Origin of the sequence: Paenibacillus sp. FSL W7-1287, from assembly GCF_038004245.1 — a bacterium.
In the GTDB taxonomy this organism is placed as follows: Bacteria; Bacillota; Bacilli; order Paenibacillales; family Paenibacillaceae; genus Pristimantibacillus; species Pristimantibacillus camelliae.
The window spans coordinates 1,464,333-1,478,986 of the sequence record NZ_JBBORD010000001.1 but is presented as its reverse complement, the minus strand read 5'-3'; the positions used below and the strand labels follow the sequence as shown (position 1 = coordinate 1,478,986).

Sequence of the window (14,654 nt, the reverse complement as noted above, 5' to 3'; positions counted from 1 at the left end):
AATCATCGTGTATAAAACAGTTATTATAGGTACTGGCCCAGCAGGTCTTACTGCTGCAATTTATTTAGCGCGCGCGAACATGTCACCTCTTGTTATTGAAGGCTGGCAGCCAGGTGGACAGCTAACTACAACAACCGAAATTGAAAACTTCCCTGGATTCCCAGATGGAATTTTGGGCTCTGAGCTAATGTCTAACATGCGCAAGCAAGCTGATCGTTTCGGTGCAGAATTCAAAACAGGCTCTGTTAAAAGCGTGGACATGAGCAAGCGTCCTTTCGTGCTTGATGTCGAAGGTCATGGCGAAATTGTTGCTGAATCTGTCATTATTTCTACTGGAGCTTCTGCTAAATACCTTGGAATTCCTGGTGAAGAAACGAACGTAGGTCGTGGAGTTAGTACTTGCGCAACCTGTGACGGCTTCTTCTTCCGCGGTAAAAAGATCGTTGTAATCGGTGGTGGAGACTCTGCAATGGAGGAAGCTAACTTCCTAACTCGCTTTGCTTCTACGGTGACGATTATTAACCGTCGTACAGAGCTTCGTGCTTCGAAAATTATGCAGGATCGTGCGCGTGCCAACGAAAAAATCGAATGGGCACTAAATCGTACGCCAATCGAAATCCTTGCTAATGGCATGGGTGTTACAGGAATTAAAGTACGCAACAATGAAACGGGCGAAGAAGAATTGATAGAAACAGATGGCGTGTTTGTTGCTATCGGTCATACACCGAATACTGGCTTCCTTAATGGACAGATTAAAACAGATGCTAATGGCTATATCCTTGTCGAGCCAGGCACAACGAAAACGAACATTCCGGGCGTATACGCTTGTGGAGACGTTCAAGACTCTACGTATCGCCAAGCGATTACTGCCGCAGGTACAGGCTGTATGGCTGCACTTGAGTGCGAGCGCTTCTTAGAAGGCATGTAATAGCTGCTTAGGCACAGGCATCTAGTTATTTCATGGCTAGGGCATATAACGCAACATAAAAAGCGCAAGCTTCTGCAATGAGGGATAACCCTAATTTCGCTGGAGCTTGCGTTTTCTTCTCTGTAGGCTTTGTGACATTGCCAACTCACTTACCAGCATAGTTTAAATATGCCGTCCTTAAAAACGTCCAATCCTCTACAAAATAACTCATTAAGTTAGGCCTTCTCCGCACGGCTAACGGGTGATACGATACTGCAGTCTTTATGCCTCTAGGTGAGCTCCACTTTTGTCTTAAGCTCTTAACCTCTGCATCAGCATCTCCAAAATAACTGCTTACGGCAACGTTACCTAGACAAAAGATCAATTGGGGCGATATTGTATCGATCTGCTGATGTAAATGCTTCATACAAATCTCACGTGTGCGCAACTTATCGTAGGCTTTAATGGGTCTACGCTTCAAAATATAAGTTATATAAAGGTCCTCTTCTTGGAAGCCAACAGTATAAGCGGCTTGCTGCAGCGCTTGCCTCGTTCCGCACACATAGGGACTTCCTTCTCGATCTTCTCTTGCCCCAGGATTATCTAATATAATCATAATCGATGCCTTAGGATTACCTTCTCCCCAGATCATACGTGTTCGATGCTGCATGAGTCCGCAGTCGTCACAATTTTCTGTATCTACAGGAGCAGGATCCTCACTCCAGCTATAAGGGCATACTATATCCATGCAGCTTGTTCCTCCTTCAAGGTTATATGCATAGCATGGACTAGAGTAAAGCTTTTCAAACGACTCACGATTTCCTCCTCTAGGGCTGACTCTAAAGCTACCTTAGAAGGGCTTCGTAATCATTAATACAATGATGGTCATGAAAATAATATTTTCTATATGCTCGAAAAAGAAAAGCTTCTTAGACAAGGTATAATACTCCTCAGGTATCTCTTCTCCTTTATGCTCTGCCAATAATCGCTTGATCGGACGTGAACGAGGTGAAAGCACCAATGGCCCTAACGATAAAGCAATGATAAACAGGGCTAAGCTCGTAATATACCATCCACCTGTAAACAAATACGGACGTATCATTCCCATGCATAATCCTGTAAGTAGTAATGATGTTCCACCAATCATAACGAGTATATGGACGCGATGTCGTATATAAAACGCATGTCTTAACTCGCTCATCGTGTTGGCCTTCGATACGATGAATGTCAATATAAACCCAGGCCCCATACCAAGTATGGCTGAAACGATATGTACAAACACAAGCACACTATATAACGTCGTCATAAGCTATCTGCCACCTTTGTACTAGTTAGCAATATTACCAACTATTTTACCATACTCATCATCTCAACAGCTTCAACATAACGGTGAACAATTGGAGTGAGACTATGTCATTTGTCGTTTAATACACAGCATAAGAACAGCCCTTGCTCCACATCATATCTAGTGGACAAGAGCTGTTAGCTGTTAATTTGCAATTGAAATGATGATCGTACTGAAACTTTCAATGTCTTACCGTCACGATAAATCTTATCGTCATTCTTCTTACGTCCTGTTATCGCGTTATGTGATCGGTTAAGTCATAATCTAGTATGTTGTTTGTGTAAGGATCTAGCTGCAGCTCTTACACACTAGCTACCTGCTGCTTGCGTTGTTGATAGGCCCAGTGATTCGTCGGCCCGCGGCCATGCCCTATCGCTATCCCTTCTTCGATGGCCGCTTGTATAAAGGCCTTCGCCTGCTGCAAAGCTGCCCCAACCTCTAACCCAGCAGCTAAACCTGCCGTTAAGGCGGCAGAAAAGGTGCATCCTGTTCCATGCGTATGCACCGTATCAATCCGTTTGCCCTCTAGCTCAGTAAAGTTACGGCCATCGTACCATAGATCGCTCGCAGTCAGCTCATCATCATCATGCCCACCCTTAATGATGACGTGGCGTGCGCCATATTCAGCAAGCTTGCGTGCCGCTTCACGTTTCTGTGATGCGCTCTTGATGCTCATGCCTGTCAGATGCTCTGCTTCAGGAATGTTAGGTGTAACTACCTCAGTTAATGGCAGAAGCTTCGTGATGAGTGCGTGAATGGCTGAATGCTGCAGCAGCACCGATCCTCCCTTTGCGATCATGACAGGATCGACAACAACATTAGTCCATCCAAATTCCTGAATAACCTCTGCTACCTCTATAATAATTTCAGCACTGAACAGCATTCCTGTTTTTAGCGCATCTACTCCAATATCACTACCAATTGAACGAATTTGCATAACCACTGCCTCTGGAGTCGTTGGATAAACAGCCTGAACTCCGGTTGTATTCTGAGCGGTTAATGCTGTAATCGCAGACATCCCATATACGCCCAGCTCTTGAAAGGTCTTCAGGTCAGCTTGAATACCAGCACCACCCCCACTATCTGAGCCAGCAATCGTTAATGCTCTTGGCACCTGAATCGATCGTGCGCCTGCTTCACTGTTAATTGTCGTGTTCAGCTGCTTCACTCTTCCGATGTTATTCATCCGATTAACCTCCCCCTAACGCTCAGCTCTTCCATATAGCTATAAACCCAATCAAACAAATCTCTCTGGTGAGAAGGCCAGATTATAAGCTGCTATATCCTTCTTCTCTACGATATCAGCTGCTAGCTTCGCTGTAGCAGGGCTCAGCAATATACCGTTTCGATAATGTCCAGCAGCAAGGATAATACGCGATCTTTCTCCACTTAGTCTGCCGATCAACGGCATCCCGTCCTGCGTAGATGGCCTTAGCCCAGCCCACCTATGAAACGGCTGCATGTCATCAAGCTTCGGAAACACTTTTTTATTCCAGCGCTTAAGACGTTCGATGCCTCGCTCCGTTACCTCGGTGGAAAAGCCCGCGATATCCTCCGAGGCACCGCATACGAGTGATCCATTTTCTTTACCAACCAGGTACCCTTGACTAGAAAACACCATATGCTGTATCGGATGAGCCTTCCTATCATAAGCGCATATTTGCCCGCGAATAGGGTAGATTGGAAAAGCTAAGCCTAGCACTTCCGTCGTTTGCTGCGCCCAAGCCCCAGAGCATATAAGCAATTGATCGCTCTGGAAATGCTGCCCATTCTCCGTACTCACCTTAACTTCGCTGTCCCATTGCAGCAAATCCACTTGCCCGAGTCGGTCATAAATATGAACGCCTGCGTTGCGGCACGCTTGCTCTAGTGCACGAACATAATCTGGGGCGTACAGATGGCTCTCCTCTGGCGTATACAAGGCAGCACGCACCTCTGGAGACAGCAACGGCTCCAGTCGAAACAACTCCTCACCGTCAATAATAGCCCCCGTTGAGCCATACTGACGCTGCCAGTGTAAGCGTCCCTCTAAAGCAAGCAGATCTGCCTCGTGATACACGACATAAAGACTGCCTGAGCTCGTATATTCAAATGACATCTGGGATATTCGCTTTACCTCTTCCTGCCAATGCGGATATAGCTGCAGGCTTTGTAGACATAATTGAAAAAACTCATCAGGGCTTTCAACGTTTTCCGAGTAAGGTGCTAGCATGCCAGCCGCTGCGCCAGATGCTTGCCCGCCACACTCGTTACGCTCTAGTACGGTCACCTCATATCCCCGTTGGCGCAGCTCAAGTGCACAGGATAACCCGATGACGCCTCCACCTATGACCATAATCGATTCCTTCATCGTATAACCAACTTTCCTGCTGACTTCGTTCCGCTAATTAGGTTGACGCGCTAGTTAGCTCAGCTTAAAAGCTTCTAGCCCGCTGCTCGCTGATGCATATTTTTTCTTCGGAATTCTTCCTGCCAGATAAGCAAGTCGTCCCGCCTCGATCGCTACCCGCATCGCCTGTGCCATCTTGATCGGATCACGAGCCTTAGCGACTGGCGTATTCATCAACACACCAGAGACTCCTAGCTCCATCGCCTGCACCACATCGCTCGCTGTGCCGAGCCCTGCATCGACGATTACCGGCACCTTCGCTTCCTCTACAATAAGACCAAGATGATAAGGATTAAGTATGCCTAGACCTGTTCCAATCGGTGATGCCCCGGGCATCACAGCGGCTGCTCCCGCTTCTTCAAGCCGCTTACACATAATCGGATCGTCCGATATGTAAGGCAGCACGGTAAATCCTTCCTTCACTAAAATCTCCGTTGCCTTCAATGTCTCCAGCGCATCGGGCAGCAGCGTTCGCTCATTCGCGCTTATTTCAACCTTAATCCAATCACTTAATCCTGATGCACGAGCTAGACGAGCTATTCGCACCGCTTCTTCTGCTGTGCGAGCACCGGAAGTGTTCGGCAAAAACTGAAATTGCTCTGGCTCGATATGCTGCAGTATCGAATCATCCTCGGTCTGCTCCAGATTAATGCGACGAATAGCGAAGGTAAGCACCTCAGCTCCTGAAGCCCGAATCGCCTCCTGCTGTACATAAGGATTCGGGAATAACCCCGTTCCGATGAAAAATCTTGAATGTAAAGTTCGGTTACCTATTTTCCATGTATCCATCGTCAAGCTCCTCAGCCCCCTCCAACAAAATGAACAAGCTCAATCTTCATGCCTGGCTTGACGGCAGTATCCACCCATTGCTCAGATACGAGCACTACACCATCCGCCTCTACGACAATGGGCTTACTTGAAAGTCCAAAGTGCTCGACAACATCTTTAATCGTCTTCGCTTCAAGCTGCTGTACTTTCCCATTAATGATCAATTCCATGTATAGCCCTCGCTTTCTCCAGCTTGCTTAAAAATTCACGGCAGGTACGCTGAATATCATCACTGCCGACAATTTCACTAACTGCACATATCCGCGTGGCACCAGCTTTAATGACCTCATCTACGTTATGCAGCTTAATACCGCCTATCGCCACGAACGGGATTTTAATCGTACTCGCAACCTCCTTCACGTATGAAACCGTTACAGGATCGACCACATCCTCCTTCGTCTTCGTAGGATAAATTGGTCCAACCCCGATATAGTCCGCTCCATCACGCTCCGCTTGAATCGCTTCCTCGATTGCATGTGTTGAGATGCCTATAATTTTCTTTCCCATTCTGCGTCTTGCTTCGGCGAGCGGGACGTCGCCCTGCCCAAGATGTACCCCGTCTGCATCAACCTCTAGCGCGATATCGATATAATCGTTAACGATATATGTTACGCCGTACTTAGCAGTTAATTGGCGCAGTGCGACTGCTTTTTTGCGTATGGCCTCTATATCTCCCGATTTATCTCGCAGCTGAATAATATCAACGCCGCCTAATATCGCCTGCTCCATTACGTCGAGCATATCCCTCCCAGGATGAAACTGCTCACCTGTAATCGCGTATAACTTAAAATCCTTCATCGCTTTACACCTCCAAGTGATTACATACCGATATATCTAGCATAGATCGTCTTCGCTCGAACGAGATCCTCCGTACCCTGTACGAGCACACGCCCGTCAGCGAATATAACGAGACGCTCTCCTTCTGGAAGTTCTACCTTGAGTAAATAAGGATTGAATCTTATCGCTGTAGCTATCCCCTCAAGACGTTCCTTCCATTGCTTAAGATTCAGCTCTTCGCGACTAACAAACTGTACCGTCTCTCTGCCGCATAGTGTAACGACCAGCTGCTGCTCCTCTTGTAGTGCAGGGTACTGCTTCGTTCCACAGCAAGGGCAGTCTGGTCGTGGCGCATTGTATTTCAGCTCGAAATACTGGTTATGCCATATATCAAAAGTAACCAAGCTTTCTCTATGCTGCTTCTCTGCACCGACAAGAAACTTTAATGCTTCTACTGCTTGATAGGAAGCGACGATATCCACGACTGGCGCAATTACGCCGACCGTATCGCAGGTCTGCCCCGTGCTGTCTGCTGACTGAATAAAGCAGCGTAAGCAGGGCGTTTGGCCGGGAATAAATATGCCGCTCATCCCGCGAGAGCTTACCGCGCCACCGTACACAAACGGAATATTCCTTTGCCAGCATGCATCATTAAGCAAGTAGCGAGTAGCAAAATTATCCGTTGCATCGAGCACTAGATCTACTCCTTGCAGCAGTGCATCGATATTATTCAGGGATACATCCGCAACAATCGCCTCAAGCTGAACAGAGGAATTCACCTTACGAAGCTTGTTCTCAGCTGCGATTACCTTCGGCAGACTATCTCTTACATCATCCTCGTCGAACAGCATTTGACGTTGCAGATTACTGAGCTCCACATAATCTCGGTCTACCATCCGTACTAAGCCAACACCAGCTCGAACCATATGACTAGCTAATACTGTACCTAGTGCGCCCATACCGATAATACAAACTGAACTTTGCTGCAGCTTCTTCTGCCCTGCTTCTCCAATGGGCTGGAAAAGCATTTGCCGCGAATATCTCTTCATGCTCGGCCTCCTTCATCTGTCATTACAGGTTACGAAACGCATCCTTTGCCTCAATGTCTTTCTTCAATTGCCCTTGCTCGACTAGCCAGTCAATCGCATGCTGCCAAGACTGTTCGGACTGCTTGCCAAACGCTTCCGTGCCAGCATCCATCAACGGCAGCAAGATGGCCAAGCTTTGCTGTTCAATCTCAGCATCTAATGGAAAGTTATCACTTTGCTTATCAAGCAAGTATTGCAAAGCTTCAGATGGATGCTCCATCGTATACTCAAATCCTCGAGTGGCCGCCTCTATAAAGCGCTTGAAGACATCGCCTTTTTGCTCTATGCCCTTTTCGCTTGCTGTAAGCACCAGCTCATAATAATCTGGAACCCCATATTCTGAAGGGATAAATGTTTTCAGCTTCACATCTTCTTTCTCCAGCAGCAGCTTTTCATGATTTACGTAGCCGCCGATAATTGCATCGACCCGGCCTGTCGTCATCGCTGGAATTAAGTCCCAGCCAATATCGACAAAGGTAAGCTGCGACGGATCACCGCCGTCATGGGCAAACATCGTTTTAACGAACGATTCATATAACGGGATGGACGGATAACCGATTTTCAACTCAGCTAGATCCATTGGACGCTCAACCTTCTTATCATCCAGAATAAACAGCTGATTGAGTGGATGCCTAACAAGTGCTGCGACAGAGACAATTGGAATATCCTCGCCACGTGAAATCGCCACCTGCATCTGGTAGCTAATCGCTAAGTCAGCCTTTCCCGCTGCAACAAGCTTAATTGCGTCATTCGTATCAGCAGGTGTTTGCAGCTTTACATGTAGACCCGCTTCTTCAAAATAGCCTTGTGATTCTGCTGCGAATAAAAAGGAGTGCACAGCGTTCGGATACCAATCAAGCAGCACCGTTAATTCGTCCAATTGCTGCTCCTTCTCTGTTGCTTTTGGTGCAGCACACGCGCTTAGTGTCATCATCGTTACAATAAGAACAGTAGCAATCCATGCCCTTTTGAAGCTTCTCGTTACATTTCTCATATCTATCTCCTAATCTCCTATCTCTAAATCTATTTACTAATCATTTACTTGCTCGTTATCTACTCATTAGTAAGTGTTCTTTATCTCTCTAACAGCTTTTTAGTGTAAGCTTTTTTTATGTAAGCTTTATATCTTTAAACTTTAGTATCTGCGCTCACCTTTAACGATTCGCTCAATAAGCTGTACGGTAAGAAATAACATAATACCCATAGCTGACAGCAGCAGCACGCCTGTAAATACAGCTTCGCCTTGCAGCAAATTCGAGGCACGCTTCGTATACATACCCAAGCCAGCCTCGCTTCCAAGCCATTCTCCTAATGTCGCACCGCCTACGCTAATTGTGGCTGCCATCTTCAAGCCTGTGAAAAAATGAGGCACGGCGGAAGGTAGCTTCCATTTCCAAAACAAATCACCTTTACTTGCTCCCATCGAGCGCATCAATTCGCCAATGTCTGGATCAGCAGCACGCAATCCAGCGATCGTATTTACTGTAATCGGGAAAAATGTAAACAACACGACAACCGCTACCTTACTCCACAGCTCGTAGCCAAACCACATCACCATAATTGGTGACAATGCAATGATAGGAATCGTCTGCGATGCGATAATGACCGGATAGAGCGTTCGTTGTGCGATTTTTATACTATCAATCAATAGAGCACATAATGATCCTAAGAGAACAGAGATCATTAAGCCGATTATCGACTCGTTCAGCGTTATGACAAAATGCTTAGCGAGCACCGGCGCGTGTTCAACTAAAGATTGTAATACCGCAGACAGACGTGGAATAATGTAATGCGGAATTGGAAGCAGTCGCGTCAAGCCCTCCCATACGATTGCTAGAAGTAGGATAAAAGCTAGCAAAGGAAAATTAGCTAATAATTTGTGCCGGATCTGCTTATGTACTGGCTTATGTGTTTGTTTATCTGTTGCCTTACGTGCATTTATCTCACTGGAGACATCTTGTGTATCGTCTCTCCCTACCTTTAAGGCTGCCTTTGCTGAACTGTTCATTAGGTGTGTCACCCTTTCCTTTCCTAATGCTGAACGTAGATTCTCATATCGATCAGTCCGTTATGTTCAGTGAAACTCCAGCCTGTAATCATGTCGTAACCCTTCATATTCAACTTCATACCTAGCCTCATATACAGCCTCATGCTAAGTAGCTCCATATTCAGCTTTCACGCGGCAGGCTACCTCTTCCAAGCAGCTCCATCGCTCGCCGCTTTAGTGCTATAAACTCACGATCGAGCACGATATCGTAGGAGCGAGGACGCGGTAAATCTATCACAATCTCATGCAGCATGCTTACTGGTGAGCTTGCTGCTACGAGCACTCGATCAGCAAGCAAGATAGCCTCATCAATATCATGTGTAATGAATAATATCGTTTTGCGATGCTGCTCCCATACTTGAAGCAACCATTCCTGCATCTGAATTCGTACCATCGCGTCCAAAGCACTAAACGGCTCATCTAGCAGCAGCATCGAGCTTCCACCAAGCATCGATCGCAAAAAGGATACTCGCTGTCGCATCCCACCCGACAGCTCATGCGGATAGCTGTTCTCTGTGCCAGCTAAACCAAACTGCGGTAGCAGCTCTAAAGCTTGTTGCCTTGCTTTATGCTTGCTTACTCCTGACAACTCCAGGCCAAGCACTGCATTATCGAGCACAGTACGCCACGGCATTAAGCTGTCACGCTGCGGCATATAGCCTATTCGCATGCTACGACCAATTGCTTTCTCAGTCTTTTCAGCCTCTTCAGCTCCAATATGAAGTACACCAGCTATTGGCTGCAGCTGACCTGTAAGTAATCGAAACAATGTCGTCTTACCGATTCCACTCGGTGCAAGCAGTGCTACAAACTCTCCAGTCGGAATAGCTAAATCTAGTCCGTCAAACAGCAGCTTATCCTCAGTAAAACCGTATACGAGTCCCTCAACGACAAGGGCGTATTGTTCTATCGTCTGCTTAGCTTTGTTCAAACCGGCCATTCCTCCTGGCGATAAGCCATATCCCAGAACAAATATTCAAACTTTGAGGCGGTTACAAAGTGACGCTCTAATCGTGCAAGCTCTCGTTCTGGTAAGCCCTCAGCCAGCTCATTCATCAGAGCGATTGTCCAATCAGTCAACTCTCCAAACTCCTTAGAGCTATACATTAGTACCCATTCCCGATAAAGGGGATGCTCAAGAGCTTCAGGAATTTCAGCAAATCTGCATCCAGCCTCTCGGTAGCTCCACATACATGGCAAAAGCGCAGCAACTACGTCCGCTAGCGTTCCTTGTGCTGCAGCCTCGAGCATATATTTCGTATAGGCAATTAGTGTTGGGGATGGAGTCGTTAACTCTAGCTCTTCACGACTAATGCCAAATCGCTCTGCGTACTGACGATGCAGCTCCATCTCTACATGCAAAGTCGAGTGTAACAGCTCAGACATTTTGCCGATGGTTGCTAGATCTTGAGCTTTTATGCTGCCATAAGCAAACATCTTCGAATATTCGATTAGATACACATAATCCTGCTTCATGTAGTAAATAAAGCGCTGTGGGTCAAGCGTTCCATTGCTAAGCTCGGTGAGAAATGGGTGGCGGTGGCTTTGCTCCCAAATTCCACCTGCTGCAGCATACAGTCTTTCACTAAATCTTGTCATCTACTTTTCCTCCTTTAATTGGAAATATTGGCGTATTTAAGCACAAAAAAAACCATTCGAGAACTTTAAAGTACACGAATGGTTACAATTCGATAAAATTCTCTACGCCAGCATTACCTGGATCAGATTAACGGTCAGAAACATACGGTTTCTATCTCAGCCGGACTTTATCCAGCACCCGTGTATCAATATGAAGTTAACAATACTATAAATGATGTGTTAGATATTGGCAACAGCTTAAAAAAAATTTATGTCTATTGACTCTAGCAATCGGCACTTCTTGACGAGCTAGGAGCGCTAACTATACTGTTATACTCTCACTAATCCTGCTCATGCTCCTGTTTGTGTTCTAGCTCTAGTTCTATATCCTTTATCGCTAATCTTCCTAGCATCGACAGCACTGCATCCTCCATAGGGGGATTATGTAAGCCAAAACGCACATCACGATACATGCGTTGCAATGGGTGATCAAGCGCTAAGCTATGTGCTCCTACTATCCGCATCGCCTTATCAACAACCGAAAGCGCGGTTTGTATGGCAGTCACTTTAACCGCATTGAGCTCGATACTAAGCTGCTCAGGTGGAAGCACCTTCTGATCCCATCTCGCTGCTACGCTATACATAAAATGTCTCGCTGTTTGCAGCTCTAGCTCAATTTGACCAAGCTGCTGCACGATATGAGGAACATGGATAATTGAGGTTGAGAGTGAGTTCGGCTGGTAGCTATATGCGAACTTAATCGCTTCTTTCCTTGCAGCTAGTGCAATGCCGAGATAACAAGCTGGAATATGCAACAGATGTGGAGCGGCCAGCTGGGCTTTCTTTTTCGGAAAAACCGGAAAAACCTGCATAAGGGCAGAGGCCGGTAGGAGTACTTCCTCCATAACTAGATCATGACTCGCCGTTCCGCGCATTCCGAGCATATTCCATGTTTGTTCAATCCGTAAGCCATCGGCAGTTCGAGGAATCATAAACTCAACGGTATCCTCATCCAAGCCTGCAGTGACGAGAAAATAATCGAGTACTGGTGACAGGGTCGTAAACGTTTTACGACCATTAAGCACATAAGAGCCATCCGTGCATTGTAGAGCCGTTGTTTGTGGCTTTCCTCCGCGAGTTGGACTTCCAGATGCCTTCTCTGTTGCTGCTCGGTTGACAAGGATCTGCTGCTTAACAACCTGCTCGTTAAGTGCTGCAAGTGCAGCTTCAGACCACGGCTTATTGAGATTCAGCTCGAACATTACACTTAGATGCCAACCTACGCCTAGTGCTATCGCTGCATCACCCTGAGCTAAGCGCTCCTGCAGCATAACAAACTCATAAAGCGTGACCCCTTCTCCTCCAAATTCGCGAGGAACCGTATAGGAAAAGTAATTCAGCTTGCGAAGCGCCTCAATATGTTCAAACGCAAAATCATGCTCGGCATCCACTCGATGTGCCTCGCTGGCGAAGGAATCTGCAAGCTTGCCAATAGCTGTTAACCGTTCCTTCTGCTCGCTGCTCATCACAAACATTTCGTCTAATCGATTCATCGTTACGACCTCATTTATTCCGTTATTTGTATGTATATTATACTTTACGTTCGGGCGCAAATGGATACTTGAGCTTAACAAATTTGGTAACGCCTCGTTCGCCGCTGCGCTCACCCTCTATTGCCGCTAATCTCATCATAAAGTGGTATTATTTGTAAAATGTAAGTATAATAGGTATGAGTTTATTAGAGTGGAGGCTTAAGATGAATAGTAAAAAGTTATTATTTTGGTGTATTGGAGTTTTCGTGTTTCTTTGGATTGCCATCGGTGTATATAATTACGTGTTTACAATCGAAATGAAATAGTATCTGATGTAATACATGGAGTGATTATTCTCTATTCTTTATAGGCATTGTGTTAGAGTATATATCCTACGAGAGAAGTCGGAATGAGGACTCAAGTGGCGATAATAAGTAAAGGTATACTCCTCTCTTTATGACCATCTAGGTTACGAGTATAAGTGCCGTTTTTTGGTGTAAGCTGTATAATAGATTAAAGGACGGTGATAGCATGCTTGCAGAAGAAGTTAAAAAGAAGCTGATCGACAGAATAGTACAAGAAATCAATCCAGCCTTCATTATGCTATTTGGTTCGTTTGCAAAAGGAACTAATCATGCCGAAAGTGATATCGATCTCGCTTTTTTTAGCGCTAAGCAGCTATCATCCTACGATCGTTTTTCACTTGCTTCAGAGCTTGCAATGATTTCAGGTTATGAAGTTGATTTAGTAGATATTAATCAAATAGATACGGTATTTAATATGCAAATTTTTGAGCAAGGGATGCCGATTTATATACAAGACAGCAATGAGTTTACACGTCAGAGGATGCGAGCTTATAGCATGTACGCAACATTTAGTGAGCAACGTGCACCAATTATAGATGCAATTAAAAATAGAGGAAGTGTATTTGGCGATGAATGACGTCATTTTAAATAAAACGACAACAATTGAACGCTGTGTGAAACGCATATATGAAGTGTACGAAGGGAATCCCTCAAACCTAACTGACTTCACTAAACAGGACAGCATGATCTTGAATATTCAACGTGCTTGTGAGGCAAGCATTGATATAGCTATGCATATAGTTAGTGAACGTAAGCTAGGTGTTCCAAAGGCAAGTCGTGAAGCTTTTAAATTATTGCAAGAAGCTAATATTATTGATGAGCATTTAGCGAAGTCGTTAATGAATATGGTAGGGTTTAGAAATATCGCAGTCCATGATTATCAAGCTCTGCAGCTCAATATTTTAGAAGCAATTATTGAGAAGCATATAAGTGATTTTAGCCGTTTTACTAAAGTGGTTTTACAGTTAGATTAAACAATAAATGCACTTATCTTGAATATATAAAGTTCATTGGTTTCGGAGGTAGGATAGATGTACGCAGCAATATCAGATTTTATTAGAGAGTGGAATTGGGAGGCAACGCTAACTCAGAAGGTTTTGGACGGTTTAACTGATGATTCATTGAACCAAAAGGTTTACCCAGAAGGCCGTACTTTGGGAAGAATTGCATGGCATTTCACAACAAACATACCAGAGTATTTAGCTCACTTTGGGCTAAGCGTAGATGAGGTAGACAGTAAAGATCATGTTCCAAATTCGGCTAAAGAAATTGCTAAAGCCTTTAACAGGATAAGTGCTTCTGCAATTAAAGCAATTGAGGAGCAATGGACCGACGAATCCTTGAAGGTTGTGCAAATGGCATTTGGTCGGAAGGAAACAAATGCTCAAATTTTAATGGGACTTATTAAGCACATCGTTCACCATCGTGGACAAGTTACCATTCTAATGCGTCAAGCAGGCTTAAAGCCTTTCGGAGTTTATGGACCTCCAAAAGAAGACTGGATTCACCTAGGGGTCGAGAATCCACCACTTTAAACAAGCTGGTTGTTAGAAAATATAGAAAAGGAAGCCCAGTTGCTACCGGGCTTCTTTCACTATTGAATTTTCTTCAAATAAAGAAATAGAAAATATAAATCCATCTCGCGGTTCTTGATTTTCATCTGGATAAATGACAATGTCTTTTACCTCATTAACCCACTCACTAATAATCCGCTGATCAGCAATTTCTTTTCCTGAAATGAGAAATGCTACCACGATTACAACAAACATAAAAATTCTTTTCATTATTTGTGCTCCTG

General features: G+C 45.1%; 18 protein-coding genes and 1 riboswitch. Of the genes, 4 read left to right on the top strand and 14 right to left on the bottom strand.

Features of this window, described 5'->3' with window-relative positions:
* The first annotated feature begins 7 nt into the window (after positions 1-7).
* The gene (gene trxB / locus NSQ99_RS06685; protein ID WP_251671208.1) at positions 8-928 is read left to right on the top strand and encodes a thioredoxin-disulfide reductase; all 921 of its coding nucleotides are present in this window, start codon (positions 8-10) and stop codon (positions 926-928) included.
* 145 nt (positions 929-1,073) lie between these two features.
* Here trxB and NSQ99_RS06680 read toward each other — a convergent pair whose 3' ends face one another.
* The 13 genes from NSQ99_RS06680 to NSQ99_RS06620 all read right to left on the bottom strand — a co-directional run bounded on the left by NSQ99_RS06680 (position 1,074) and on the right by NSQ99_RS06620 (position 12,512).
* On the bottom strand, positions 1,074-1,655 hold the full coding sequence (locus tag NSQ99_RS06680; protein ID WP_340835847.1) for a uracil-DNA glycosylase: 582 nt from the start codon (positions 1,653-1,655) through the stop codon (positions 1,074-1,076).
* A gap of 102 nt (positions 1,656-1,757) precedes the next feature.
* Positions 1,758-2,213: a DUF2269 domain-containing protein gene (locus NSQ99_RS06675; RefSeq protein WP_251671204.1), complete on the bottom strand. Its 456-nt coding sequence runs from the start codon at positions 2,211-2,213 to the stop codon at positions 1,758-1,760.
* A 340-nt stretch (positions 2,214-2,553) separates the two neighbouring features.
* On the bottom strand, positions 2,554-3,438 hold the full coding sequence (gene thiD, locus NSQ99_RS06670) for a bifunctional hydroxymethylpyrimidine kinase/phosphomethylpyrimidine kinase (RefSeq protein ID WP_340835846.1): 885 nt from the start codon (positions 3,436-3,438) through the stop codon (positions 2,554-2,556).
* A 51-nt stretch (positions 3,439-3,489) separates the two neighbouring features.
* A complete protein-coding gene (gene thiO / locus NSQ99_RS06665) occupies positions 3,490-4,602 on the bottom strand; it encodes a glycine oxidase ThiO (protein ID WP_340835845.1) in 1,113 nt (370 codons plus the stop codon).
* Positions 4,603-4,656: 54 nt separating this feature from the next.
* Positions 4,657-5,430: a thiazole synthase gene (locus NSQ99_RS06660; protein ID WP_251671198.1), complete on the bottom strand. Its 774-nt coding sequence runs from the start codon at positions 5,428-5,430 to the stop codon at positions 4,657-4,659.
* Between the two features lie 11 nt (positions 5,431-5,441).
* Positions 5,442-5,639 carry a sulfur carrier protein ThiS gene (gene thiS / locus NSQ99_RS06655; protein WP_251671196.1) on the bottom strand — a complete coding sequence of 66 codons (198 nt, stop codon included), beginning with the start codon at positions 5,637-5,639 and terminating at the stop codon, positions 5,442-5,444.
* Positions 5,623-6,267, bottom strand: a complete 645-nt coding sequence (thiE, locus tag NSQ99_RS06650) for a thiamine phosphate synthase (RefSeq protein WP_340835844.1) — start codon at positions 6,265-6,267, stop codon at positions 5,623-5,625. The genes thiS and thiE overlap by 17 nt, the downstream gene beginning before the upstream one ends.
* Positions 6,268-6,287: 20 nt before the next feature.
* Complete coding sequence (locus NSQ99_RS06645) at positions 6,288-7,295, bottom strand: ThiF family adenylyltransferase (RefSeq protein ID WP_340835843.1); 1,008 nt, start codon at positions 7,293-7,295, stop codon at positions 6,288-6,290.
* 22 nt (positions 7,296-7,317) lie between these two features.
* Positions 7,318-8,328, bottom strand: coding sequence for an ABC transporter substrate-binding protein (locus NSQ99_RS06640; RefSeq protein ID WP_251671190.1), 1,011 nt, complete (start codon positions 8,326-8,328; stop codon positions 7,318-7,320).
* 141 nt (positions 8,329-8,469) lie between these two features.
* Positions 8,470-9,342 carry an ABC transporter permease gene (locus NSQ99_RS06635; RefSeq protein WP_340835842.1) on the bottom strand — a complete coding sequence of 291 codons (873 nt, stop codon included), beginning with the start codon at positions 9,340-9,342 and terminating at the stop codon, positions 8,470-8,472.
* A gap of 160 nt (positions 9,343-9,502) precedes the next feature.
* Positions 9,503-10,321 carry an ABC transporter ATP-binding protein gene (locus tag NSQ99_RS06630; protein WP_251671187.1) on the bottom strand — a complete coding sequence of 273 codons (819 nt, stop codon included), beginning with the start codon at positions 10,319-10,321 and terminating at the stop codon, positions 9,503-9,505.
* The gene (tenA, locus tag NSQ99_RS06625; RefSeq protein ID WP_251671185.1) at positions 10,309-10,980 is read right to left on the bottom strand and encodes a thiaminase II; all 672 of its coding nucleotides are present in this window, start codon (positions 10,978-10,980) and stop codon (positions 10,309-10,311) included. The genes NSQ99_RS06630 and tenA overlap by 13 nt, the downstream gene beginning before the upstream one ends.
* An 82-nt stretch (positions 10,981-11,062) precedes the next feature.
* Positions 11,063-11,172: riboswitch (TPP riboswitch) on the bottom strand.
* A 128-nt stretch (positions 11,173-11,300) separates the two neighbouring features.
* Complete coding sequence (locus tag NSQ99_RS06620) at positions 11,301-12,512, bottom strand: acyl-CoA dehydrogenase family protein (RefSeq protein ID WP_340835839.1); 1,212 nt, start codon at positions 12,510-12,512, stop codon at positions 11,301-11,303.
* Positions 12,513-13,022: 510 nt separating this feature from the next.
* Here NSQ99_RS06620 and mntA point away from each other — a divergent pair.
* The 3 genes from mntA to NSQ99_RS06605 are packed head-to-tail and all read left to right on the top strand — an operon-like array spanning position 13,023 to position 14,391.
* A complete protein-coding gene (gene mntA, locus NSQ99_RS06615; protein ID WP_340835838.1) occupies positions 13,023-13,433 on the top strand; it encodes a type VII toxin-antitoxin system MntA family adenylyltransferase antitoxin in 411 nt (136 codons plus the stop codon).
* Positions 13,426-13,830: a type VII toxin-antitoxin system HepT family RNase toxin gene (gene hepT, locus NSQ99_RS06610; RefSeq protein ID WP_340835837.1), complete on the top strand. Its 405-nt coding sequence runs from the start codon at positions 13,426-13,428 to the stop codon at positions 13,828-13,830. Before mntA ends, hepT begins: the two co-directional genes overlap by 8 nt.
* A 57-nt stretch (positions 13,831-13,887) precedes the next feature.
* Positions 13,888-14,391 (top strand): DinB family protein, encoded by a 504-nt coding sequence (locus NSQ99_RS06605; protein ID WP_340835836.1) that lies wholly within the window; start codon positions 13,888-13,890, stop codon positions 14,389-14,391.
* Positions 14,392-14,433: 42 nt separating this feature from the next.
* Here NSQ99_RS06605 and NSQ99_RS06600 read toward each other — a convergent pair whose 3' ends face one another.
* On the bottom strand, positions 14,434-14,640 hold the full coding sequence (locus NSQ99_RS06600) for a hypothetical protein (RefSeq protein ID WP_340835834.1): 207 nt from the start codon (positions 14,638-14,640) through the stop codon (positions 14,434-14,436).
* Positions 14,641-14,654: the final 14 nt, after the last annotated feature.